At 29.5% G+C, this 22,152-nt stretch carries 22 protein-coding genes; 15 read left to right on the top strand and 7 right to left on the bottom strand.

What is annotated here, in order from left to right; translation table 11 throughout:
* Positions 1–3: 3 nt before the first annotated feature.
* The 5 genes from hisA to OD91_RS01335 all read left to right on the top strand — a co-directional run bounded on the left by hisA (position 4) and on the right by OD91_RS01335 (position 5,235).
* Complete coding sequence (gene hisA / locus OD91_RS01355) at positions 4–747, top strand: 1-(5-phosphoribosyl)-5-[(5-phosphoribosylamino)methylideneamino]imidazole-4-carboxamide isomerase (RefSeq protein ID WP_144894612.1); 744 nt, start codon at positions 4–6, stop codon at positions 745–747.
* A 10-nt stretch (positions 748–757) separates the two neighbouring features.
* Positions 758–1,513 (top strand): imidazole glycerol phosphate synthase subunit HisF, encoded by a 756-nt coding sequence (gene hisF, locus OD91_RS01350; RefSeq protein ID WP_144894611.1) that lies wholly within the window; start codon positions 758–760, stop codon positions 1,511–1,513.
* 44 nt (positions 1,514–1,557) lie between these two features.
* A complete protein-coding gene (hisIE, locus tag OD91_RS01345; RefSeq protein WP_144894610.1) occupies positions 1,558–2,157 on the top strand; it encodes a bifunctional phosphoribosyl-AMP cyclohydrolase/phosphoribosyl-ATP diphosphatase HisIE in 600 nt (199 codons plus the stop codon).
* A 156-nt stretch (positions 2,158–2,313) separates the two neighbouring features.
* Positions 2,314–3,348, top strand: a complete 1,035-nt coding sequence (locus OD91_RS01340; protein WP_144894609.1) for a T9SS type A sorting domain-containing protein — start codon at positions 2,314–2,316, stop codon at positions 3,346–3,348.
* Between the two features lie 6 nt (positions 3,349–3,354).
* Positions 3,355–5,235 (top strand): DUF4955 domain-containing protein, encoded by a 1,881-nt coding sequence (locus tag OD91_RS01335; RefSeq protein WP_144894608.1) that lies wholly within the window; start codon positions 3,355–3,357, stop codon positions 5,233–5,235.
* Between the two features lie 14 nt (positions 5,236–5,249).
* On the opposite strand, the gene OD91_RS01330 is transcribed toward OD91_RS01335, so the two are convergent.
* Positions 5,250–6,062 (bottom strand): DUF1853 family protein, encoded by an 813-nt coding sequence (locus OD91_RS01330; RefSeq protein WP_144894607.1) that lies wholly within the window; start codon positions 6,060–6,062, stop codon positions 5,250–5,252.
* A 56-nt stretch (positions 6,063–6,118) separates the two neighbouring features.
* Here OD91_RS01330 and OD91_RS01325 point away from each other — a divergent pair, with 56 nt between their 5' ends.
* The 5 genes from OD91_RS01325 to OD91_RS01305 are packed head-to-tail and all read left to right on the top strand — an operon-like array spanning position 6,119 to position 9,431.
* On the top strand, positions 6,119–6,793 hold the full coding sequence (locus OD91_RS01325; RefSeq protein WP_144894606.1) for a DUF2461 domain-containing protein: 675 nt from the start codon (positions 6,119–6,121) through the stop codon (positions 6,791–6,793).
* Complete coding sequence (locus OD91_RS01320) at positions 6,793–7,188, top strand: thioesterase family protein (protein WP_144894605.1); 396 nt, start codon at positions 6,793–6,795, stop codon at positions 7,186–7,188. Before OD91_RS01325 ends, OD91_RS01320 begins: the two co-directional genes overlap by 1 nt.
* 28 nt (positions 7,189–7,216) lie before the next feature.
* On the top strand, positions 7,217–8,338 hold the full coding sequence (locus tag OD91_RS01315; RefSeq protein ID WP_144894604.1) for a DEAD/DEAH box helicase: 1,122 nt from the start codon (positions 7,217–7,219) through the stop codon (positions 8,336–8,338).
* 1 nt (position 8,339) lies between these two features.
* A complete protein-coding gene (locus tag OD91_RS01310) occupies positions 8,340–8,963 on the top strand; it encodes a trimeric intracellular cation channel family protein (RefSeq protein ID WP_144894603.1) in 624 nt (207 codons plus the stop codon).
* 3 nt (positions 8,964–8,966) lie between these two features.
* Entirely contained in the window at positions 8,967–9,431 is a 465-nt protein-coding gene (locus OD91_RS01305; protein WP_144894602.1) for a MaoC family dehydratase, read from the top strand.
* 48 nt (positions 9,432–9,479) lie between these two features.
* On the opposite strand, the gene OD91_RS01300 is transcribed toward OD91_RS01305, so the two are convergent.
* Positions 9,480–9,917 (bottom strand): hypothetical protein, encoded by a 438-nt coding sequence (locus OD91_RS01300; protein WP_144894601.1) that lies wholly within the window; start codon positions 9,915–9,917, stop codon positions 9,480–9,482.
* Between the two features lie 121 nt (positions 9,918–10,038).
* On the opposite strand from OD91_RS01300, the gene OD91_RS01295 reads away from it, so the two are divergent.
* Entirely contained in the window at positions 10,039–10,482 is a 444-nt protein-coding gene (locus OD91_RS01295; protein WP_144894600.1) for a hypothetical protein, read from the top strand.
* A gap of 1 nt (position 10,483) precedes the next feature.
* Positions 10,484–10,684 (top strand): helix-turn-helix transcriptional regulator, encoded by a 201-nt coding sequence (locus OD91_RS01290; RefSeq protein ID WP_144894599.1) that lies wholly within the window; start codon positions 10,484–10,486, stop codon positions 10,682–10,684.
* A 7-nt stretch (positions 10,685–10,691) separates the two neighbouring features.
* Here OD91_RS01290 and OD91_RS01285 read toward each other — a convergent pair whose 3' ends face one another.
* Positions 10,692–13,184, bottom strand: a complete 2,493-nt coding sequence (locus tag OD91_RS01285) for a polysaccharide lyase family 8 super-sandwich domain-containing protein (protein WP_144894598.1) — start codon at positions 13,182–13,184, stop codon at positions 10,692–10,694.
* Between the two features lie 173 nt (positions 13,185–13,357).
* On the opposite strand from OD91_RS01285, the gene OD91_RS01280 reads away from it, so the two are divergent.
* From OD91_RS01280 to OD91_RS01270, 3 genes are all read left to right on the top strand, one after another.
* Complete coding sequence (locus tag OD91_RS01280; protein WP_144894597.1) at positions 13,358–13,810, top strand: cold-shock protein; 453 nt, start codon at positions 13,358–13,360, stop codon at positions 13,808–13,810.
* Between the two features lie 74 nt (positions 13,811–13,884).
* Positions 13,885–15,195 carry a DEAD/DEAH box helicase gene (locus OD91_RS01275; protein ID WP_144894596.1) on the top strand — a complete coding sequence of 437 codons (1,311 nt, stop codon included), beginning with the start codon at positions 13,885–13,887 and terminating at the stop codon, positions 15,193–15,195.
* Positions 15,196–15,264: 69 nt separating this feature from the next.
* Positions 15,265–18,972 carry a metallophosphoesterase gene (locus tag OD91_RS01270; protein ID WP_144894595.1) on the top strand — a complete coding sequence of 1,236 codons (3,708 nt, stop codon included), beginning with the start codon at positions 15,265–15,267 and terminating at the stop codon, positions 18,970–18,972.
* Between the two features lie 15 nt (positions 18,973–18,987).
* Here OD91_RS01270 and OD91_RS01265 read toward each other — a convergent pair whose 3' ends face one another.
* From OD91_RS01265 to OD91_RS01250, 4 genes are read right to left on the bottom strand one after another with little or no spacing between them, the layout of a single operon-like run.
* Complete coding sequence (locus OD91_RS01265) at positions 18,988–19,698, bottom strand: LytTR family DNA-binding domain-containing protein (protein WP_144894594.1); 711 nt, start codon at positions 19,696–19,698, stop codon at positions 18,988–18,990.
* A complete protein-coding gene (locus OD91_RS01260) occupies positions 19,695–20,801 on the bottom strand; it encodes a sensor histidine kinase (RefSeq protein WP_186434368.1) in 1,107 nt (368 codons plus the stop codon). Before OD91_RS01260 ends, OD91_RS01265 begins: the two co-directional genes overlap by 4 nt.
* Positions 20,802–20,805: 4 nt before the next feature.
* Positions 20,806–21,468 (bottom strand): CPBP family intramembrane glutamic endopeptidase, encoded by a 663-nt coding sequence (locus tag OD91_RS01255; RefSeq protein WP_144894592.1) that lies wholly within the window; start codon positions 21,466–21,468, stop codon positions 20,806–20,808.
* Between the two features lie 5 nt (positions 21,469–21,473).
* Positions 21,474–22,151 (bottom strand): GIN domain-containing protein, encoded by a 678-nt coding sequence (locus OD91_RS01250; protein ID WP_144894591.1) that lies wholly within the window; start codon positions 22,149–22,151, stop codon positions 21,474–21,476.
* Position 22,152: the final 1 nt, after the last annotated feature.

The raw sequence follows: 22,152 nt of genomic DNA, 5'->3' as shown, positions 1-22,152 counted from the left end.
ATTTTGAGAATAATTCCAGCCATAGATATCATAGAAGGAAAGTGTGTTCGCTTAACGAAAGGCGATTATAACACGAAAAAAATATATAATGAAAACCCTATAGAGGTTGCTAAAGAGTTTGAAGATGCAGGAATTCAATACTTACATGTTGTTGATTTAGATGGCGCGAAAGCGAGTAAAATAATTAATTATAAAACGTTAGAAGCTATTGCTTCCAAGACAAATTTAAAAATTGATTTTGGCGGTGGTTTAAAGTCTGATAAAGATTTAGAAATTGCTTTTAATTCTGGTGCACATCAAATTACTGGAGGAAGTATAGCAGTAAAAAATCAAGATGTATTTAAAAGTTGGATTGATAAGTTTGGAGCTGAAAAAATAATTTTAGGAGCTGATTTTTATCCGGATAATTCTGGTGGAAAAATAGCCACAAATGGCTGGCAAGAAGAAAGTAGTTTAGAGTTAATTCCGTTTATTAATAATTATCAAAAAGAAGGAATATCCTATGTGATTTGTACCGACATTTCTAAAGACGGTATGCTACAAGGCCCTAGTTTTGATGTTTATAAAGAAGTTTTAGAGAAATCTGATACTTTAAAATTAATTGCATCTGGAGGAATTTCAGCATTTAATGAACTACCTAAACTTGCTGAGTTAGGCTGTGAAGGTGTCATTATTGGAAAAGCAATTTACGAGAATAAAATAAGCTTAAAACAACTAGAGAATTTTATCCTAACAACTAACAAATAACAACTGTTTTATGCTAACGAAAAGAATAATACCATGCTTAGACATTAAAAACGGAAGAACCGTGAAAGGTGTTAATTTTGTTGATTTACGTGATGCTGGAGATCCCGTTGAATTAGCAAAACAATATGCGCAAGTTGGCGCAGATGAGTTGGTGTTTTTAGATATTTCGGCAACTTTAGAAGGCAGAAAAACCATGATAGAAATGGTTTTAAAAGTTGCAGAGCAAGTTAATATTCCGTTTACTGTTGGCGGCGGTATATCTTCTATTGAAGATGTAGCTGTGCTTTTAAAATCGGGTGCAGATAAAGTGTCTGTAAACTCATCGGCAGTAAAACGACCAGAATTAGTAAACGAGTTATCACAAAAATTTGGAAGTCAATGTGTGGTAGTCGCTATTGATGCTAAACAAATTGACGGAGAATGGATTGTACATTTAGCTGGAGGAACCATACCAACAGAATTAAATTTATTCGATTGGGCAAAAGAAGTGGAAACACGCGGTGCTGGTGAAATATTGTTCACATCAATGAATAACGACGGTACCAAATCAGGTTTTGCTAATGAAGCTTTAAGACGTTTGTCTACAGAATTAAATATTCCAATTATCGCTTCTGGTGGAGCAGGTTCTGTACAGCATTTTATAGACACGTTTGAAGAAGGAAAATCTGATGCTGCGTTAGCAGCAAGTGTTTTTCATTTTGGAGAAATAGATATTATAGATTTAAAAACAGAATTAAAGAATAATAATATACCTGTGCGTCTTTAAAATAAAAGAGCACAGAATTATTTAAGTGTTTTATATATAGAAAAATGGAAATAGATTTTAATAAAAATAACGACGGATTAGTACCAGTAATTATTCAGGATGCCGCAACAAAAAATGTTTTAATGTTGGGTTACATGAATGAAGAAGCCTTTGTTAAAACTAAAGAAACGAAGAAAGTAACCTTCTTTTCTAGGACTAAAAAAAGATTATGGACTAAAGGTGAAGAAAGTGGTAATTTTTTGAATCTAGTGGATATTAAAAATGATTGTGATAACGATACATTATTAATTACTGTAAATCCAGTAGGCCCAACATGTCATAAAGGAACAGATACTTGTTGGGATGAAAAAAACAATCAAAATTTTGGTTTTATAACAAAATTAGAAAATACAATAGAGAATCGAATTAAAAATGCTGATTCAGAAAAATCTTATGTTGCATCACTTTTTGCAAAAGGGATTAACAAAGTTGCTCAAAAAGTAGGAGAGGAAGCAGTAGAAGTTGTTATTGAAGCAAAAGATAATAACGATGATTTATTCTTAGATGAAAGTGCCGATTTACTTTTTCATTATCTTATGTTGTTGCAAGCAAAAGGTTTTAAATTGAATGATGTTGTTGAAGTTTTAAAATCTAGAGAGAAATAAAAATATTATATTCCATTTTTGTAATATAATATTCAATGAAATTAATTACTCTAATAGTAAATAAAGTGGTAAAGATTTTAAAAAATTAAAGTACCCTAAAAATGAACAAGTTCCCCCTTATGATTTAGTATACATTGTTTACTTTTATCTAAACTTATGATAAAACAAAAACAAACTATTTTCTTCCTATTTATTTTAATGAATTGTCTGCTTAATGCACAATTAATTCATCAAAATGATTTTAATACTGAATCCAATTGGGATAGCGCATATAACTTTAACCGTAGAACTAATTTTACTCATCACACCAATGGTGGATATAATAATTCGGGCTATATACAAGTAAAAGTTTCAAAAGGAGAGCATTATGGAGGGGAGATGAAATTTATCTTTGCTAATAATAATTTGCAAGATCCTCAAGAAATATATGCACAATATAAAGTGTATTATGAATCAACAATGGATTCATATTCAGGTAAATCTCCTGGTTTTGATGGTACAAGAGGTGTTGCCGGTTGGGGAAATAAATCATCCGACGGAACAAATGGTTGGTCGGCTAGAGGATCAATTTCACCAAGTGGAGCTACCAAAACAAGGAATAGGTACTATGTTTATCATAAAGATATGAGTAGAGCGAATGGTAAAACCTGGGGAGATAGTTGGTATTGGTCTGGTGGTAATTCTACTATGCAACACAATACGTGGTATACAGTAGAGCAATATATTAAAGTTAATGATGTTAGTAGTAGCAACGGAGTTCTTAAAGCCTGGATAGATGGAGTTAAAGTTTTTGAAAAGATAAATATTAGGTTTACTACGACATCGAATAATAATTTTGATAAAGTTTATGCATATTGGTTTAATTATTATCATGGTGGATCTGCAGTATCTCCAAAAGACGCTTATATAAGAATAGATGATTTTAAATTATCTACCAATGCAATATTGTCAGTTGCAAATAATGGCATAAATACAGTAACTATTTTTCCAAACCCAGCTAAAAATTATATTTCAATAGAAGGAGCAAAAGATTTAAATTCTATTGAAATTATTGATTTAAATGGTAAAATAGTAATTTCAAAAAAAGGAGATTTCAAAAAAATAGATATAAGCGCTTTAAGCAAAGGAGTGTATTTTCTTAAGCTAAGAAAAGAGAATAGTATTAAATTACAAAAGCTTATTAAAAATTAATTTGTTATGAATAAAAATTACTTTCTAATAGTCATTTTAAGTATAATAACTTCTTTGAGTACAGTTGCACAAGATGCTAAAATTTGGCAAAAATATACAGGAGCAATTTCAGGTGCAGCAGCAGCAAATATTCCAGATTTACCAAATTATGGATTTGCAGGTTATAAATTAGGTAAAATGGAAATTCCTGAGAGTACAGGAACTATTTTTAATGTAACAACCTACGGCGCAATTCCCAATGATGATGTTTCTGATGTAGATGCGATTCAGGCAGCAATTAATGCAGCGGAAAGCGCAGGTGGAGGTATTGTTTTTTTTCCTAAAGGAGAGTTTACTGTAAATTCTGTAGCAGGAAACTATACATCAATAAAAATAACAAAATCGAATATTATAATAAAAGGTAGTGGATCTGAGCTTGGAGGTACAGTAATAAACATGAAAACTGTAATGTCTCAAAAACCTGGGATTACTACGTTGTGGAATACTCCTAAAATGTTTGTTTTTGATGGAGATTATGGCGCTTCAGCAAAATTAGCTCTAACTGCTAATTCGTATAAGAATTCAAACTTTGTCGTGGTTGCAAATGCCAGTAGTTTAGTTAATTATAAATATGTGCGAATGGAAATGGCAGCAAATACAGCCGCAAATAGTTTGTACTTAGATGGTAAAACCAATACTCGAAGTATTTGGAGTAATATAAACACCAAAGGAGTTGAGGGGAAAGAGTTTCATGAAATTGATAGAATAGATGGAAATAAAATATATTTTAAAGATCAAATAATAAATGATTTAAAAGCTGCTCATAATTGGACAATTAGAGGGTATAAGATGATGGGAAATTCTGGTTTTGAGGATATTCACTTTAAAGGAAATTTCACAGATGATTTTGTACATCATAAAGATTATATTCATGATTCTGGATGGGCTGCGATAGGTTTTAGTGACGCTGCACATTGTTGGGTTAGACGTTCACGTTTTTCTAATGTAACAAACGTAGTTTCTACAGGCCATAGTTACGCTGTATCAATCATACAATTATTAGTTGATGGAAATAGAGGACATTCTCTAGTTGGAGCTGGAGGTTCTTCAAGAATTTTAATGGGCTTAATTTGGGATGACACTAATAAAGGACAATGGCATGGTATAGATGTTTCTGGAAGAACTACAGGTTCTGTTGCTTGGAGAATTGATGCAACTAACGGAAGAGGGATGGATATTCATGGAAATTATCCAAGATCTAATTTGTACGATTTATATGCAGGCTATAATGTAACTGGTAATGGTGGTAACTATACAAATTTACCTAACCATTTAGGAGGGCTTACTTTATGGAATTATAATAGAACAGGACCAAGTGTGAGTAATTATGATTTTTGGAGTGATTGTGGTAGTAATTATTGTGGTGCTGCTGTAGCAAATCCAATTATAGTAGGGTATCATGGAAGTTCTACAACTTTTAAGCAATCAAATATAAAATATGAAGAAAGTAATGGTGCAAAAGCATTTCCAGAATCTTTGTATGAAGCCCAGGTAACCCATCGTTTAGGATCTAGACCATCTTGGTTTGATAAAGCAATTGCTAAATTTAATTTATTAAAAAAAGATTGGTATATAAGATTATCAGTTGAAAATAATAGCATAAAAGATTTTAAGGTGTATCCTAACCCTACTAATAGAGAGTTAAATATTAGTTTACCATTAAACCATTCAGTTCAGAAAATAATAGTTTCAGATATTAATGGTAGAAACATCTTATTACAATCTATAAAAAAGAACAGTACAAAAGTTACAATAGATTTAGAAAATAAAGCTATCTCTAAAGGGATTTATTTATTAAAAATCATTCAAGACAAGTCTATAGAAACTATTAAAATAATTAAAAATTAAATTGAGTTTATCCTTTACCACCAAACTAAAAAGATCTTTTTAATTTCTCCATTTGGTTCTTTTAGCCAACAAAGAGGAGAAAATTGTCTTTCTAAAATTGATTTCGTTATTTCTTTAAATTCAGAAAAACCTAACCAATCAATATTTGTAAATGGAATTATTAACCAGTCTTTTTTATTAGGAATATAGAACTTATAATTTTTAAAATGCTGAATTTGTTCTAGATTGATATAGAAACCAATAATACAATCAGGGTTGATTTTTTTTAGCTGAATATTTTGATTAGAATATGGAACAAATAATTGTGCTTTAAAATATACTTGTTGTTCAACTTCTTTAGGTTTTAAATTGTATTCTTTCAAATACTTTTTACATTCTTTAGAATAGAGCAATGGTAGCTGTTTTTCTTTAAGTTTATTTAATTTTTCTACTAAGGAATCTTTTTTATTAGGTCCAATAAAACATTCAATTTGATCTTTATCAATAGAATCATCATATAAATAAAACTTATAAATGATTTCTAAGTGAATTGGTTTTTTGTCTTTTAAAATGATACTATCCAATTCTCCTAATGTTATTTTTTCTTGTTGAATTTGAATATTTTCACATACAATCGAAATATTATTTTTTTGCTGAAGTTCAAAAGAAACCAAACGCTCAATATATTTTCCAAGCCGAAGTTTTTCATCAATTTTTAAATTAATTTGTATTGATTTAGAATTTAATTCAAATTGATTTAATTCATAAATTGCATTGCCTTTCCATAAACAATTTGTTTGTAAATACCCTTCGTATCTTTTTTGTAGAAGTTTTGATTTTTGATGCATATCAAATTCGAAGTTACAAATCTATTTTGTAAATTGTTGGTCTAAATTTAATCAAAATGCATTTCAACAAATCAAGCTTTCAATACTTAAAAGATTTAAAGAAAAATAATAATCGTGATTGGTTTGCAGACACTAAACCTGTTTTTAAAGAAGCTCAAGATAATGCAAAGGAACTTTATGCCTCAATAAGAGAAAGTCTTGAACAACATGATGAGATAGATAAATTCAAGTTATTTAGAATTTATAGAGATGTACGTTTTTCTAAAGATAAAACGCCGTATCAACCCCATTTTGCTGGATCATTTTCTAGATTAGGAAAAGAATTACGTGGAGGTTATTATTTAAGAATAAGACCAGGAGAGTCCTTTTTAGCAGGTGGGTTTTGGGAACCAAACAAAGAAGATTTGTTTAGAATTAGAAAAGAAATTGAGTTAGATGCATCAGAATTTAGAAAAATCCTAAAAGCCGAAAACTATATAAAGTATTTTGGAGGAAAATTTGAAGGACATGAATTGAAATCTGCTCCAAGAGGATTTGATAAAGAGCATTCGGATATTGACTTATTACGTAAAAAAGGATTTATTGCTGTAAGAAATTTCACCGATAAAGAAGTTTTATCACCTAATTTTTTATCTGAAATAGATAAAAGTTATAAAGCACTACGTCCTTTTTTTAACTTTTTTAGTGATGTGTTAACCACAAATTTAAATGGCGAATCTATTATAGATTAATGAATTCAGTTTTTACCACTACACGAAAAGTTACTTCCAAAGAAATTGATGACCTAAATCATGTAAATAATGTTGTATACATTAAATGGATGGATGAAGTTGCTTTTCAACATTGGTCATTCTTAACAAAAGATAGCCCGTTTCCAGAATATGTTTGGGTAGTAATACGGCATGAAGTAGATTATTTAAAACAAGCACTTTTAGATCACGAAATTACTATAAAAACATGGGTAGGTGAGTCTAAAGGATTTAAATCTGAAAGGCATATGGAGTTTTATTTAAATGAAGTATTGATTGTTAAGACACTAACAATTTGGGGAATGCTTGATGCTTCTAACTATAAGCCTGTTAGAATTACTGAAAAAGTTTTAAATGTGTTACAACCTAACAAATAAAGGTATCTTTGCAGAAAATTAGAGATAAATGTCAACATTTTCTGCATTAGGTATTAATAAAGATTATATAAAATCTATTAAAGAATTAGGGATTTCTACACCTTCAGAAATTCAAGAAAAAGCAATTCCTGTTTTATTAAACACCAAAACTGATTTTATTGGTTTAGCTCAAACAGGTACTGGTAAAACAGCAGCTTTCGGATTGCCAATTCTACATCATATTGATGATAAAAAAGACGAAATTCAGGCGTTAATATTATCGCCAACAAGAGAATTGGTTCAACAAATTAAGAAGCAATTATTCAAGTTTACAAAATATGTAGACACAAAGATATTTGTTGAAGCGGTGTATGGTGGAGAGAAAATTGATCGTCAAATCAATAATTTAAAAAGAACCACACATGTTGTAGTGGCAACTCCAGGTAGATTAATCGATTTAATAGAACGTGGAGAAATTGATATAAAAAATATTAAGAACCTTGTACTAGACGAAGCTGACGAAATGCTAAGCATGGGCTTTAAGCAAGATCTAAATAGAATTTTAAAGTATACGACTTCAGAAGAAAGAAATACCTGGTTGTTTTCTGCAACGATGCCAGAAGAAATTCAGAAGATTATAAAAACATATATGGATCCTAATGCTTCTAGGGTAGAAATTAATAGAAATTCTCTGGTAAATGAAAATATTAGACATCAGTTTACAAGAACAACTATTAAAGGAAAAACAGCAGCGATCATTACGTTTTTAGAAACAAGACAAACACAAAGAGGTATTATTTTTTGTAGAACAAAAGCAGGTGCTCAAAGTTTGAATGCACAATTATTAGAAGAAGGGTTTTCTACAGGAGCGTTAGAAGGCGATATGCAACAAAGAGATAGAGAGAAAGTAATGCGTGCTTTTAAAAATGAAAGTATTCAATATTTAATTTCTACTGATGTTTCTGCAAGAGGAATTGATGTTAGAGATTTAAATTTTGTGATTCATCACCAATTACCAGAACAATTAGAATATTATACACATAGAAGCGGAAGAACTGCTAGAGCAGGAAAAACTGGAATTTCAATTGCATTTGTTTTACCAAGTGAAATTGAGCGAATCCATGAAATACAGAAAGAACTAAATATCAAATTTACCGAAGTTAAAAATTAAGATGGAATTTATTTACGTTTTAGATATCCTTGGAACGTTTGCATTTGCAATTAGTGGCGCTTTGTTTGCTTCTGATAAAAAATTCGATTTATTTGGTGTTATCATTATTGCTTTTGTAACAGCAGTAGGAGGTGGAATGATAAGAGATGTTCTTATAAACGGACATCCAATTAATTGGATTGGTGATCTTAATTATGTTTGGACGATTCTAATCGCTGTGGTTTTTACATTTTTACTGAAAAGTAAAATTGCACCGTTAAGTAAAACGTTGTTTTTATTTGATACAATTGGAATTAGTGTTTTTACTTTATTAGGGTTGCAAAAAGGACTGGCATTTAATTTACATCCGTTTATTGCTTTAATTATGGGAATGATTTCTGCAGTTTTTGGAGGTGTTTTACGCGATGTTTTAACCGCAAGAGTGCCATTGATTTTTGAAAAAGAAATTTATGCTTCAGCTTGTTTATTAGGCGGAATCACCTATTTATTAACAGATTATTTTGATTTACAAGAAAATATTCAATTTATAGTTTCTGGTTTAGTCATTGTAATTATTAGACTGATTGCCGTAAAATATCAATTAAAATTACCTAAAATTAAAGACGATTTATTTACTAAAAACTAGCATATGAAACCAGTAGAGTTTGCAGATATCAAAGAGTTTAAGACAATGTTAGGTAAGGAGTTACCAACAGGGAACTGGTATACAATAACTCAGCAAATGATTAATGATTTTGCTAATGCAACATTAGATAAGCAATGGATTCATGTTGATGAAGAAAGAGCAGAGAAGGAGAGTCCGTTTAAAAGTACTGTTGCTCATGGATTTATGTCTGTTGCTATGATTTCTAGGTTGTTAGAAGAAGTTTTTTCAATTAAAAGTGTAAAAATGGGACTTAATTATGGAATGAATAAAGTTCGTTTCCCTAATCCTGTACCTGTAAATAGTGAGCTAAGAATGCTTTCAACTATTAAAGAAATTGAAGAATTAGATAATAACGGGATTAAAGTGACATTTTCTTGTGTCATAGAAATAAAAGGTCAAAAAAAACCAGCATGTGTTGCAGAATTTTTAGCTGCATTATTTGAATAAAAAAAGCTACCATAGGCAGCTTTATATATTTAACAAGATATTTATTTTTTAAGTTAAGATGCCTTTTGCATCTACTTTTTTACTATACCAATAGAGAAAGAAACTAAATACAAGTGTTACTATTGGCATAATTACAGCTCCAGGACCATAAACTTCCATTGCTCCGCTAATAAAAACATTGTAAGTCATTTGTGCTAGCACTGCAATTAATGAAATTAATAAAACAGATTTAGCTAATTTCTTTTTTAATAAAAGTAAAAGACTTCCAATAACTCCTGCAAAAACAGCTATTGCAAATGCTCCCATAACCCAAGAAGGTGTGTTTTCTACCATTTCTAAAATTTTAGGATCTTGATACATAGCTTTAAAACTATCAGTTTTATAAGCTTGCTGTAAATACATATTTACACCCATGGCATTCCATATAATTGCAAATATTGATATCCCTAATAGCCATTTTTTTGAATTGTCAGTTTTTGTTGTCATAATATATTTGTTTAGTTGATTGATAATTTAAATATAGTAAAAAAGATTTTTTTATTTATAAAATGTAAAGTATATTTGTCATTATAGAAAGTTAATTTGTCTAATTGTAAAATTAAATGCCATGTCAAAACAAACAATTTGTGAAAGAGAAAGAAGTCATTTAGAAAAAATGAATAAATTTCAACTAGGAAATCAATTTAAAAAAGTAGGTTTATTTATTGCAATTGGTGCGTTTGTATTAATGATTGGAAGAAAATATATAGAAAATTCTGAATGGATTCGACCAATACTACAAGCAATTTTATTAGTAGGATTATTAATCATCTCTTTATCAAAAGAAAAAATAGAAGATGAGTTTGTAGATAGTTTACGCTCTCAATCTTATAGATTAGCTTTTTTAATGGCTATTGTATATTCTCTTGTACAACCATTAATAAACTTTGGAGTCGCGTTTTTACTTAATGAAAATGATGAGTTAAAGTCTTTTAATTATTTTCAAGTGTTGTTTTTTATGCTAATTGTTCAGCTAATGTTTTTTTGGCAGTTAAAAAGATATAATAAATAAGATGAAAAATACTTTAAAAGTACAACGTGCAATGTTAGATTTAACACAAGAAGATTTAGCGAAAAAAATAGGTGTTTCTCGTCAAACAATTAATTCTATTGAGAAAAACAGGTATGTACCCTCAACAGTTTTGGCGCTAAAACTATCTAAAGTATTCAATGTTTCTGTAAATGAATTTTTTAGCTTAGAAGAAAATGATTAATAAATTTTTAAAGTTTTAAAAATACAGTCGCTGGCTTTCCTAATAATTCACCTTTAGGTAAATCGATTGTTATTGTAAACCAATTTCCTTCTTTTAAAACGTTATTTCCTTTAAATTCTACTGTAGATTTTAGTTTAATAGAAGTCAGGTTTTTATTCATCTCTGCATCCGTAACAGTAATTTTATAACCATTTCTTTCTTTTTCTAGTAATAATGATGATGGAGCAGAAGTAGTGATTTTCCAATTTGCGTCTATCACTAATTCTTCACTTTTATCATAAAAAACGGCGCCGATTATTTCTTTATTCTTTGTTGCGGCAGCTTGTAATTTAGTGGTATTTGATAAAACTTTAATTGTTTGATTATTAAAAGCTTGTTGAGGTTTTTCATCACCAAAATAAACCAAATAACCATAAGTTCCATTGGTGATATTTTGACCGTGATTTATCGCTAATTGAAAGATATCAATGTTTTTTGGAAGGTCTTTTCTTTTTTTATTTAAACCGTTTAGTTCTTGCCACTTTGTGGCTCTATGTTCAGTTTGTAATACTACGTTTCCTGTGGTGTGATTTTGTAAAATACCATAAGAGAATCCACCTTTTTGTGAAGTCCAAATAATGTTTTCAGATGTGTTTGAAAGCTCTTGAGAAAAGCTTTTATCATCTAAAGTAATCTCACCTGTAGCTATTGAATTAGAAGAAACAGTGTTATTCCATAAAGTTTGATCTATGGTTGTCCAAATATTACCTTTTACTTCTGGAGTATTATTTGTAATTCCGGAGCCTAATGCCAACATATAATCACCTAAAAAGAAATAAGACTTATGTGCTTTTACATTGTAAATAAAATCAGTGTCAAATTTTAAACCAACTCTATCATTTACACCTTCTTTAGCTGAAGCATTCATTTTTTCAAAAATAAACCCTGCTGCTGCATTTTTACTTCCACTAGTTGCGGCAGTTGCAAAATTATGCTTACTAATAAAACCTCTCCAATTGGTTATAGGCACTAAGTTTTCTTCTCCTTGTCTACTGGTTACCCCAGGAATAGCTGTTAAATTCCAACCACCCATCGCTTCTTGATATTCGTTTCCATTTCTAAAAAACAACGTTAAACCGTCATTTGTGAAATAATTATAACGATCATGAAATAAGGCACTTTCACTACCATCACATCGAATAGAAGCCATATTTAAAATAGTAGAATGATTCTCGGTTTTCTGTACTAAATCATCATTATTAAAAAACCATCGACTTCCTGAATACTGTTTTTCAGGGTGGTTGTTCATTGTTATATGAAACTTTTTAGTATCACTTTGAAAATCTTCTAATTCGTTAATTTGTTCCTTCGTTAAATCGTCTTTAAAATTATTGAGTAAAGATTTCACCAATAAAAAACTTTTAATAATTTGCTTTTTCTTTCTGTAAACCATGCTTTTTCTTCCTAAACAAGGTAGCTCAAAACCTTTATAATAATACCAAGAAGAGCCTTGAAGATAGTTGAAAATGGGTGCTAAGTTTTCTTGTGAAAGATTTGCATCCCAAGGTGTGTCCTTAAATTTTGATAATAATTTTAAAGCATTATATGTTCCGTCAATAGGATATCCCCAAACTAAAGATTGTTTTCCGTGACCCCAACCTGCACCATCTGCGGTAAAACCTTCATTCCAAAAAGCAGTATCATAAGTATTATGTGAAACACTTGAAAGTGATTTTATGGCAACCTCTTGAAGTACATCAATCATTTTAGTAGATTTCATCATAACTGCTGCAGGCAATAATGATCTGTAGGCTAATGCATTTCCGCCAACCCACCAAACGTGATTTCTAAAACGTGAAACACTTACAATATTATCATCGGTTTCATCATCTCTTTTTGGCTTTGTCCAAGATTGCATGGCAATTTCTTTAATGCTTTTATTTAATAGTGTTAAATCAGCATGTACGTTTTTATCATTTTCAATTGTATCCATAGCATCAACAAGAGCGAAATAGATATTTACAGCTGCATTTGGAATAGCGAAGCATGATGAATGAAACCTTCCAAACGTATCTGGTCTTCTTTGTTCTAAGTTGGCATAAAAAGCAATTCCTTTAAATAGTTTTTTCTGAGTTTCAGTTAAATTATTGACATCTATGTTTTTAGAGCGATACTTTTCAGCTATTCTCCACAGTCTATTAAAAGCTTCAGTAAGAAATTTTCCTCCATCACGCTGTTTTTTTTCTGAGATATTTTGTATCCAATCATCTGTAAGAATTAAATCACTTTTATCTTTTAAATCGATAAAAAGACCATCATTATTTAATAAAGAAATACATTCATCTGCACTTTTTTTAGTGCGTAACGATTTTACTCGATGCTTTTTTATGGACAAGTTTTTTCTAAACTCATTAATCGTATCATCTTTTGTTGAGTTAAATTTTACAGAATTACTCTTACATCCGTAAAAAAAAGAGATAGCAAATAAAACAAGGTAAATTTTTATTGGAGGAACTTTCATAGGAATAATTTATTAAACAAATTTAGAGTTCTTAAAATTAGAAACAAAAATTTAGAACCTATAATTAGGTTTTCTGGGGTTTTCAACTACCAAAATTCATATGAAACCTTTATTAGTCCAAAGTAAAATCATATCTTTGTAAAATATTATTTACAAAATATCTTACTATAAATATGGCAAAATCGCAGCAGACCTATAATAAAAGTGAAAAAGAGAAGAAACGTTTAAAAAAACGTGAGGACAAGAAGAAGAAAATGGAGGCTCGGAAATTGGAGAAAGAAGAAGGAGGAAGTAAAGGTATTCAGTTTGCATATGTAGATCATAATGGTAATTTAACAGATACGCCACCAGATCCAGAATTAAAGGTTGAATACGAGTTAGAAGATATTCAGATTTCTGTTACTAAAAAAGAAGATTTACCAGAAGAAGATCCTATTAGAAAAGGAAAAGTTTCTTTCTTTGATTCTTCTAAAGGTTTTGGTTTTATTATTGATACAGAAAATAACGAAAAGTATTTTACACACGTAAGTGGTATTATTGATGAAATTACAGAAAATGATAAAGTTTCTTTTGAATTAGAAAAGGGGCAAAGAGGTATGAATGCTGTAAGAGTAAAGAAAATATAAGTTTATAAAAAGCATATAATAAATTAAAAGCTCTCATTTTTGAGAGCTTTTTGTTTTAAATAACTAAACAAGTAATGGCAAATCAAATTAAAGGGCAAGAAGAAATATTAAGAAAGTTAAATATTTATGAGCTAAATCCTATGCAAGAGGAAGCTATTGCTGCGATTAATGAAAATGAAAACACCATTCTTTTATCACCTACAGGTACCGGTAAAACAGTAGCTTTTGCTTTACCGTTATTAGCATCGCTAGATAAAGAATCTAATGAAATACAAGCTTTAATTTTGGTGCCTTCTAGAGAATTAGCTATACAAATAGAACAAGTAATTCGTTCTATGGGCTCTGGATATAAAGTAAATGCTGTGTATGGTGGTAGACCCATGTCTAAAGATAAAATTGAATTAAAGCATTTACCAGCAATTTTAATTGGTACACCAGGTAGAATTTCAGATCATTTTGCCAATGATCGTTTTTCAAAAGAATTTATTAAAACCTTAATTTTAGATGAATTTGATAAATCTTTAGAAGTTGGATTTGAGTATGAAATGAGAGGGGTTATAAATCAATTATCTACTTTAAGTAAACGAATATTAACATCTGCAACACAGGGAGTTGAAATCCCAGTCTTTGTTAATGTTAATCAACGAAAAATCATTAATTACTTAGGGACTAAGCAATCGAAATTAACAATTAAAACGGTGATTTCTCCTTCAAAAAATAAACTAAATACACTATTGCATTTATTAAATCATGTTGGAAATCAACAAGGAATTATTTTTTGTAATTTAAAAGATAGTATACAAACTGTAAGTAGTTTCTTGGAGAGTAAAAATATAAGTCATGGTTGTTTTAATGGCGGGATGGAGCAAAAAGATAGAGAACGTTCTTTAATTAAATTTAGAAACGGAACCAATCAATTATTAATAGCAACAGATCTTGCTGCTCGTGGTATTGATGTCCCTGAAATGAAATTCATTATTCATTTCGAATTACCGTTGTATAAAGAAGAGTTTACTCATAGAAACGGACGAACCGCAAGAGTTTCTGCAAAAGGAACCGCTTATGTTTTAAAATGGAAAGAGGAACGTTTACCTGATTTTATAGTAAAAACAGCAATTCAAGATATTAGCAAGCAATCAGAAAGAAAACCAAATTTTTGGACAACCTTATTTATTTCTGGTGGTAGAAAAGATAAAATTTCTAAAGGAGATATTGCAGGTTTGTTTTTAAAGAAAGGAAATTTAACTAAAGATCAGCTTGGTATTATAGAGTTAAAACAAGATTGCGCATTTGTAGCTGTTCCTATTACGGTTGCTGATAATTTGATAGAGAACTTAAATAACTCAAGATTAAAAAAGAAAAAAGTAAGAATTACATCAATTTAAAAACGTATATTTTTCTAAATAAATGTAATTTTAGAGCATTAAATACAACTAAGCTTTTGTATTTTAAATATGAAAATAAACTCTACTATTTTTTTAAAAGTTATAACCTTGCTTTTGTTTAGTGGGTGTGCTACTTTTAAACCTCAATATTCTAAATCTAATATAGCAACTTCCTTTCCAGATAAAGAATTAGAGCATTCATTTTATTTAATTGGTGATGGAGGAAATTCGCCATTAGGAACAACTACTAAAACTTTAAAAGCCTTTAGATTAGCTTTAAACAAAGCACCTAAGAATAGTACTGCTATCTTTTTAGGCGATAACATTTATGAAGATGGAATGCCAAAAAAAGGGGCAGAGAATAGAGAATTTGCAGAACATCAATTAAATACTCAAGCAGGTACAGCAGAAAACTTTAAAGGGAACGCTATTTTTATTCCAGGGAATCACGATTGGTATAGTGGTGGAATAAAAGGAGTGAAAAGACAAGAAAAATATGTAGAAGCTATCTTGGGTAAAAAATCTTTTCTTCCAGAAAATGGTTGCCCCATTGAAAACATTCATATTTCTAAGGATATTGAATTAATTCTAATAGATACCCAGTGGTATATAGAAAATTGGGATAAACACCCAACGATTAACGCTAAATGTGATATTAAAACCCGCGCACGTTTTTTTGATGAATATAAAAGCTTGATAAAAAAATCGAGAGGAAAAACTACTATTGTAGCGTTACATCACCCAATGTACACCAATGGACCTCATGGTGGTCAATATTCATGTAAAGATTACATGAAACCTTTACCGTTATTAGGATCATTAAAAAACATGATTAGAAAAACTGGCGGTGTTGTGAATACTGACCTACAAAATAAAATCTACGGTCAGTTAAAAAAACGAATAATTACGATCTCACAAGAAAATAAGAAAGTAGTTTTTGTTTCTGGACATGAACATAGCTTACAGTATATTATTGAAGACAATTTACATCAAATTATTAGCGGTTCTGGCTCTAAAGTTTCTCCAACTAGAAATATTGGTGGTGGTCAGTTTTCTTACGGAACCTCTGGTTATGCTAGGTTAGATGTATTTAAAGATGGATCTTCATTTGTGAGTTTTTTTTCTGCGGATGATGATAAAATTGTCTATCAGACGGAAGTGTTAAAACCGAATCAGAAGAAAGATTTTACAACATATCCAATTAATTTTCCAAAAGAAAAAGCAGCGTCAATTTATTCAAAAGAAGAAACTACAAAATCTAGTATTTACAAATTTTTATGGGGAAATCGGTATCGAAATGTATATAGCACACCAGTTAAAGCGCCAACAGTTAATTTAGATACGTTGTATGGTGGCGTTAGTATTGTTAGAAAAGGCGGTGGAAATCAGTCTAGATCTTTACGATTAAAAACCAAAACGGGTGCACAATATGTGATGCGTGCTTTGCGTAAAAATGCGGTACAGTATTTACAAGCGGTTATGTTTAAAGATCAATATATCGAAGGACAATTCAATAATACAGAAACCGAAGATTTTTTATTAGATGTTTTTGCTGGCTCACATCCGTATGCACCATTTACTATTGGCGATTTATCAGACGCTGCTGGCGTTTATCATACAAATCCTAAGTTATACTACATTCCGAAGCAAAATGCCTTAGGGAGCTATAATAATGAGTTTGGAGATGAATTATACATGATTGAGGAGCATACATCTGAAGGACATAGTGAATTGGCTAGTTTTGGACATCAAAATAAGTTATTGAGTACTGATGATGTGATGAAAAAACTCCATAAGGATGTTGATTTTACGATTGATGAGGCTTCTTACATTCGAGCTCGTTTGTTTGATATGTTGATTGGCGATTGGGACAGACATCAAGATCAATGGCGTTGGATAGAGTTTAAAGAGAATGGAAAAAAAGTATATAGACCAATGCCAAGAGATAGAGATCAGGCGTTTTCTATTATGTCTGATGGTTTTTTATTGAATGCTGCTGTAAAATTATTACCAGTAGCTGGGTTACTTCGTAAATATGATGATGATTTAGTGGATGTAAAAGGCGTAAATGTAGAACCGTATCCGTTAGATATGGAGTTTATTCAACAAGCTGATAAAACCGTTTGGGATGCGCAAGTTAAAAAAATACAAGATGGTGTTACTGATGCCGTAATTGAAAAAGCATTTTTAAATTTCCCAAAAGAAGTTAGAGACCAAAATATTGATGAAATAAAAAGAACATTAAAGGCTAGGAGAGGGAACCTTCAAAAAATATCAGATCGTTATTATAAATTAGTTAATTCGTTTTCAGTACTTAAAGGAACTAATAAAGATGATTACTTTACAATTACTTGTAACGATGATGGAAGCTTAGAAATTCTTGTAAACACTATAAAGAAAGGTGAAAAAGGGAAAATATTTCATCAACGAACCTATGATCCAAATGAAACTAAAGAAATTTGGATTTATGGCTTAGATGATGAAGATGTATTTGAAGTTTTAGGAAAAAGTACTAAGATTAAAATTCGTTTAATAGGTGGGCAACATAACGATACTTATAAAGTTCTTGAAGGCGGAAAGGTTTTTATTTATGATTATACATCTAAAAAGAATACCATAACTGAAGCTAAAAAAGCAAGAATTAAACTCACTGACGATTACGAAACAAATGTGTATGATTATAAAAAACTAAAAAATAGTTTAGGGCAATTTTCACCAACCATCGGTTCTAATCCTGATGATGGGTTAAAAGTTGGAGTTAATTACACATATACAAGTTCTGGATTTGAGCGCAACCCGTTTACAACACAACATATTATTTCTAGCGCTTATTATTTTGCAACAAGTGGTTATGAATTAGGATACAAAGGAGAGTTTACTAATGTTTTTGGAAATTATAATCTTGGTATTGAAGCTACTTTTAATAGCCCAAATTATGCTATGAACTTCTTTGGATTTGGGAATAGTACTGAAAATCATCATGCAGATACAAGTGATGGCATTGATGTAGATAGAGATTATAATCGTATTAAAATTAGAACTTTTAAACTAAAGCCTTCATTAATTTGGAACGGAAATTATGGAGCAAGTTTTATAGCGAGTGTTTTTTATGAATCTAATGAAGTAGATCGTACCAACAATCGCTTTTTAGCAAAAACGTTGCCTATTAATCATGTAGTTTTCGATCAACAAGATTTTTATGGAGGAGAAACTTTCTATGGTTTTAGGCATAAAGATAATGAGGCATTTCCAACGCTAGGAATGCAATTTGGTTTGTTATTAGGATATAAAAACAATGTAAGTACAAGTAAAGGTTTTGGATATTTAAATGCAGATTTAGGTTTTGACTATAAATTAGTTTCGAGTGGACTTTTAGTGTTAGCCACCAATTTAAGTACTCAAGTAAATTTAGGAGAAGGGTTCGAATTTTATCAAGCTGCAAATTTAGGAGCTAGTAATGGTTTGAGAGGATATAGAAATCAGCGATTTACAGGTAAAAGTGCTTTTGTTCAATCTACAGATATCCGTTGGAATTTTACCCGATTAAAAACAAATATACTTCCCATTAGTTTAGGTTTTTATGGTGGTTTTGATTATGGAAGTGTATGGATTGATAACAAATTTGTGACTAATCCGTCGTTAAATCAGAATAAATGGAATACTTCTGTAGGTGGTGGGTTCTTTATAAATCTAGCTGATATGATGACCGCAAATCTTTCTGCTTTTAATAGTGAAGATGGTATGCGTATTGGATTTCAATTTGGTTTTGGGTTTTAAATATATAAAGTAACCCTACTTTTTTATATTTAATTTCTGTAATAAATTTTCCTTATACGTGCTACCAATTGGTAATTGAATATTTTCACCAATTTGAATTGTATTACCATAAATAGTACTAATAGATTCTTGAGGTACAATATAGGATCTATGTATTCTTGTAAATTGGTTTTTAGGTATTATTTTTTCTAACATTTTAAGATGCATACTTACCAATAGTTTTTCTTTTTTAGTAAATATAAAGCTATATTCTTGTTCTGCTTTTATATAAACGATTTCAGAAAACTTAATTTTAATCAGTTTTCCATCTTGTTTAACAAAGAAATAATTGGATGCGTTTTCAGTTTTTGGATCACCTGATATTGTTGTAAGTTTTTTATTAGCTTTATCTATTGCTTGTGAAAAGCGACCAAAAGAAATTGGCTTTAAAAGATAATCTATTGCATTTAATTCAAACCCTTTTAAAGCGTATTTACTATAGGCAGTTGTAAATATAACTAATGGTGGATTTTGTAATGATTGTAGAAATTCAACTCCTGTAATTACTGGCATTTGAATGTCTAAAAATAAAACATCAATAGTATTATTTAACAAAGCTTCATAAGCTTCTTCGGCGTTAATACAGGTTTTTACAACATTCCAATTAGAAATTTTTTGCAAATGAGTTTTTATAACTTCTCTTGCTAGAGGCTCATCATCAACAATTAAAACTTGTACTGTTTTCATTTTAAATTTAGCTTTAAATAGGCAATATATACTGAGTTTTTTACATCTACTTGATAAATATAGTTATCAGAAAAATATAAATTCAATCGTTTTTTTAAATTTTTTAATCCTAATCCGCTTAACGTATTTTTAAGCCTACTTTCATCAAAATAATTCTGGATTGTAAATTCAAGTTTATTTTCTTTAATACTAAGTTCTAATCGAATTTCACTTTCTTTTTGATCAACATTATACTTAAAAGCATTTTCTATTAATGGAATAAATAGAAGAGGAGGAATGCTTAGATTGGTTGAATCCGCGTTTGTTATAAAAAATACTTTTGTATGATTTAATCGTAATTTTTCTAATTCTAAATAATCTTTTATCAAGGTAATTTCTTCGGATAATAAAATTGAAGTTTTATGAGCGTTATCTAAAGAATACCGCATGTAACTTGATAAACGTGTTACTGTTTCTGAAGATTTTTCTGTTCGCTTTTGAATAATTAATGCATATAAATTATTTAATGTATTAAATAAAAAATGTGGGTTTACTTGCGCTTTTAAAAAGTTAAGCTCTAACTGTACATTTTCTTTTTCTAATTCTAGAGATTTTATATAAAATTGATAATATCCTAAACTACTTTTTATTGCAATTGGTAAAACAAGTCCAGAAAGTAAGTTAAAATATAAACCAAAATTAGAGCCTTTAAATAAAATATTATCTATAAAGCTTTTTTGTATCACACTTAAATAGTCTGGATTCTTTATTTGAGCCATTGCAGCACAGCTATAGCAATAACTAAAAACCATTTTCCCTCCAAGTGCTTCTAAAAAAACATAGATAAAGATGAGAATTACAAAAGAAACTATTAGAGTGAAAATCCTCCTTTTTTCTAAAAAATTTGGAATAACAATATACATTAATGGATAAAAAACAACAATTAAGCCTATAGTGTTTCTTAATGGCGTTAAATAGCTTAAAGGTGTTGTTTTATAGTAATTTAATGATGATTGAATTAAGAAATAAGAACTAGTAAACAATAATATCCAAAAGAAAACATGCGATAATATTCTAATAGTTTTAGAAGTATTTCTTTTATTAATTATAGTATCTAAACTCATCATTTTATATGTAGCCTAAATGTAATAAAGTTATTGCAATTGTGTTATATGCTCCATGACAAAATATTGTATTCCACAAATTTCTCTTGTAAAACAAAAACATACCTAAATATATTATTCCAATAACAAAAGCATTTATCATGTCTGCAGTACCTAATTGATAATGATATACTCCAAAAATTAAACTAGTAATCATGAAGCTTATTACCGTTTTATATTTTCCATCAATAATTTTTTCTAATTGAGAAAAGGTAAATGCATGAAAAACAATAGATTCATAAAAACCACCAACAATCCAACCTAAAACAAGTATAATTAAATAGTAAGTAGTACCTTTTTCTCTAAGGTCATTGTATAAATCTACATCAGCTTCTTTAAAAGTAATAAACAGTTCTAAAAAAGGGAAGAAAATATGCCTCATGAATAAATAAATTAAAATAGCTGTAAGAATTCCTATAATAAATGATTTAAAATTGATGTCTTTAAAACGAAAGTTTATGTCAGAAAAGCTTTCCTTATTGATTTTTAAGTTCAGCCAAACTAATAATATTACTGGAACTGTATATATCATCGGAAAAAAAGTAATCAATCCTAGATGTGGAAAAACAGCAATAAATATGATAGTAAATAAAGTGAAAAAGGTTGTTGTTAATGTATTAGTTTGCATTGTTATTATTTTAAAATTTTATTAAAAGCATCTTTAGATAATACAATTGAGACACTATCTTTTAGTGAATGCTTTATACTTTTAAAATCTAAGTTTTGTAAAGAAACTATCGATTTATCAGACATTTTTAAATCTAAGTATTCTGCTTTATTTTTCATTGTAAAATCAATATAACCGCTATTTTGCACATCAACTTGTAAAGTATCTAAGTTACAATGACTCATTTCAATAAAAGAGTTTCCTTTTATAGTTAAATGTAAATTTTTATTTTCCAGATTAAAAATCCTGTTATGAGTATTCTTACTGATAATACTTGCTAATTTATCATTTTCAATAATTATTCCATAAGGTGTATTTGAATTATAACGTTGATTTGAAGGAATGTTTGAACCTGTAAACTTAATATATAATGTATCATTTCTTAATTCACTTTTAAAGTGTTTCACTCTAGAGCGTAATACTTTTATATCATTTGTTTTTTTGCTTATAATTTGAATTGGATATCCATTACTACCAGAAATATCAAGAACTGAATATGGTTTATGATCTATTGAAATATAATTTTTAAAAGGATCTGAAACATCAATTTTTTGATACTCGTTTTTTAATGTAATGTTTGTTGCAAACATTCCTACAATGATAACTGTACTTAGAATTGTTATAAATAAATTACTCTTTTTCATC

The organism is Lutibacter sp. Hel_I_33_5 (genome assembly GCF_007827455.1).
Classification (GTDB): domain Bacteria; phylum Bacteroidota; class Bacteroidia; order Flavobacteriales; family Flavobacteriaceae; genus Polaribacter.
This window is presented reverse-complemented; position numbering and strand designations above follow the sequence as displayed.

Excerpts from the sequence above, each read along its gene's own strand:
- hisF (WP_144894611.1), top strand. The coding sequence starts at position 758 with ATGCTAACGAAAAGAATAATACCATGCTTAGACATTAAAAACGGAAGA.
- hisIE (WP_144894610.1), top strand. The coding sequence starts at position 1,558 with ATGGAAATAGATTTTAATAAAAATAACGACGGATTAGTACCAGTAATT.
- OD91_RS01340 (WP_144894609.1), top strand. The coding sequence starts at position 2,314 with ATGATAAAACAAAAACAAACTATTTTCTTCCTATTTATTTTAATGAAT.
- OD91_RS01335 (WP_144894608.1), top strand. The coding sequence starts at position 3,355 with ATGAATAAAAATTACTTTCTAATAGTCATTTTAAGTATAATAACTTCT.
- OD91_RS01330 (WP_144894607.1), bottom strand. The coding sequence starts at position 6,062 with ATGCATCAAAAATCAAAACTTCTACAAAAAAGATACGAAGGGTATTTA.
- OD91_RS01325 (WP_144894606.1), top strand. The coding sequence starts at position 6,119 with ATGCATTTCAACAAATCAAGCTTTCAATACTTAAAAGATTTAAAGAAA.
- OD91_RS01320 (WP_144894605.1), top strand. The coding sequence starts at position 6,793 with ATGAATTCAGTTTTTACCACTACACGAAAAGTTACTTCCAAAGAAATT.
- OD91_RS01315 (WP_144894604.1), top strand. The coding sequence starts at position 7,217 with ATGTCAACATTTTCTGCATTAGGTATTAATAAAGATTATATAAAATCT.
- OD91_RS01310 (WP_144894603.1), top strand. The coding sequence starts at position 8,340 with ATGGAATTTATTTACGTTTTAGATATCCTTGGAACGTTTGCATTTGCA.
- OD91_RS01305 (WP_144894602.1), top strand. The coding sequence starts at position 8,967 with ATGAAACCAGTAGAGTTTGCAGATATCAAAGAGTTTAAGACAATGTTA.
- OD91_RS01300 (WP_144894601.1), bottom strand. The coding sequence starts at position 9,917 with ATGACAACAAAAACTGACAATTCAAAAAAATGGCTATTAGGGATATCA.
- OD91_RS01295 (WP_144894600.1), top strand. The coding sequence starts at position 10,039 with ATGTCAAAACAAACAATTTGTGAAAGAGAAAGAAGTCATTTAGAAAAA.
- OD91_RS01290 (WP_144894599.1), top strand. The coding sequence starts at position 10,484 with ATGAAAAATACTTTAAAAGTACAACGTGCAATGTTAGATTTAACACAA.
- OD91_RS01285 (WP_144894598.1), bottom strand. The coding sequence starts at position 13,184 with ATGAAAGTTCCTCCAATAAAAATTTACCTTGTTTTATTTGCTATCTCT.
- OD91_RS01280 (WP_144894597.1), top strand. The coding sequence starts at position 13,358 with ATGGCAAAATCGCAGCAGACCTATAATAAAAGTGAAAAAGAGAAGAAA.
- OD91_RS01275 (WP_144894596.1), top strand. The coding sequence starts at position 13,885 with ATGGCAAATCAAATTAAAGGGCAAGAAGAAATATTAAGAAAGTTAAAT.
- OD91_RS01270 (WP_144894595.1), top strand. The coding sequence starts at position 15,265 with ATGAAAATAAACTCTACTATTTTTTTAAAAGTTATAACCTTGCTTTTG.
- OD91_RS01265 (WP_144894594.1), bottom strand. The coding sequence starts at position 19,698 with ATGAAAACAGTACAAGTTTTAATTGTTGATGATGAGCCTCTAGCAAGA.
- OD91_RS01260 (WP_186434368.1), bottom strand. The coding sequence starts at position 20,801 with ATGAGTTTAGATACTATAATTAATAAAAGAAATACTTCTAAAACTATT.
- OD91_RS01255 (WP_144894592.1), bottom strand. The coding sequence starts at position 21,468 with ATGCAAACTAATACATTAACAACAACCTTTTTCACTTTATTTACTATC.
- OD91_RS01250 (WP_144894591.1), bottom strand. The coding sequence starts at position 22,151 with ATGAAAAAGAGTAATTTATTTATAACAATTCTAAGTACAGTTATCATT.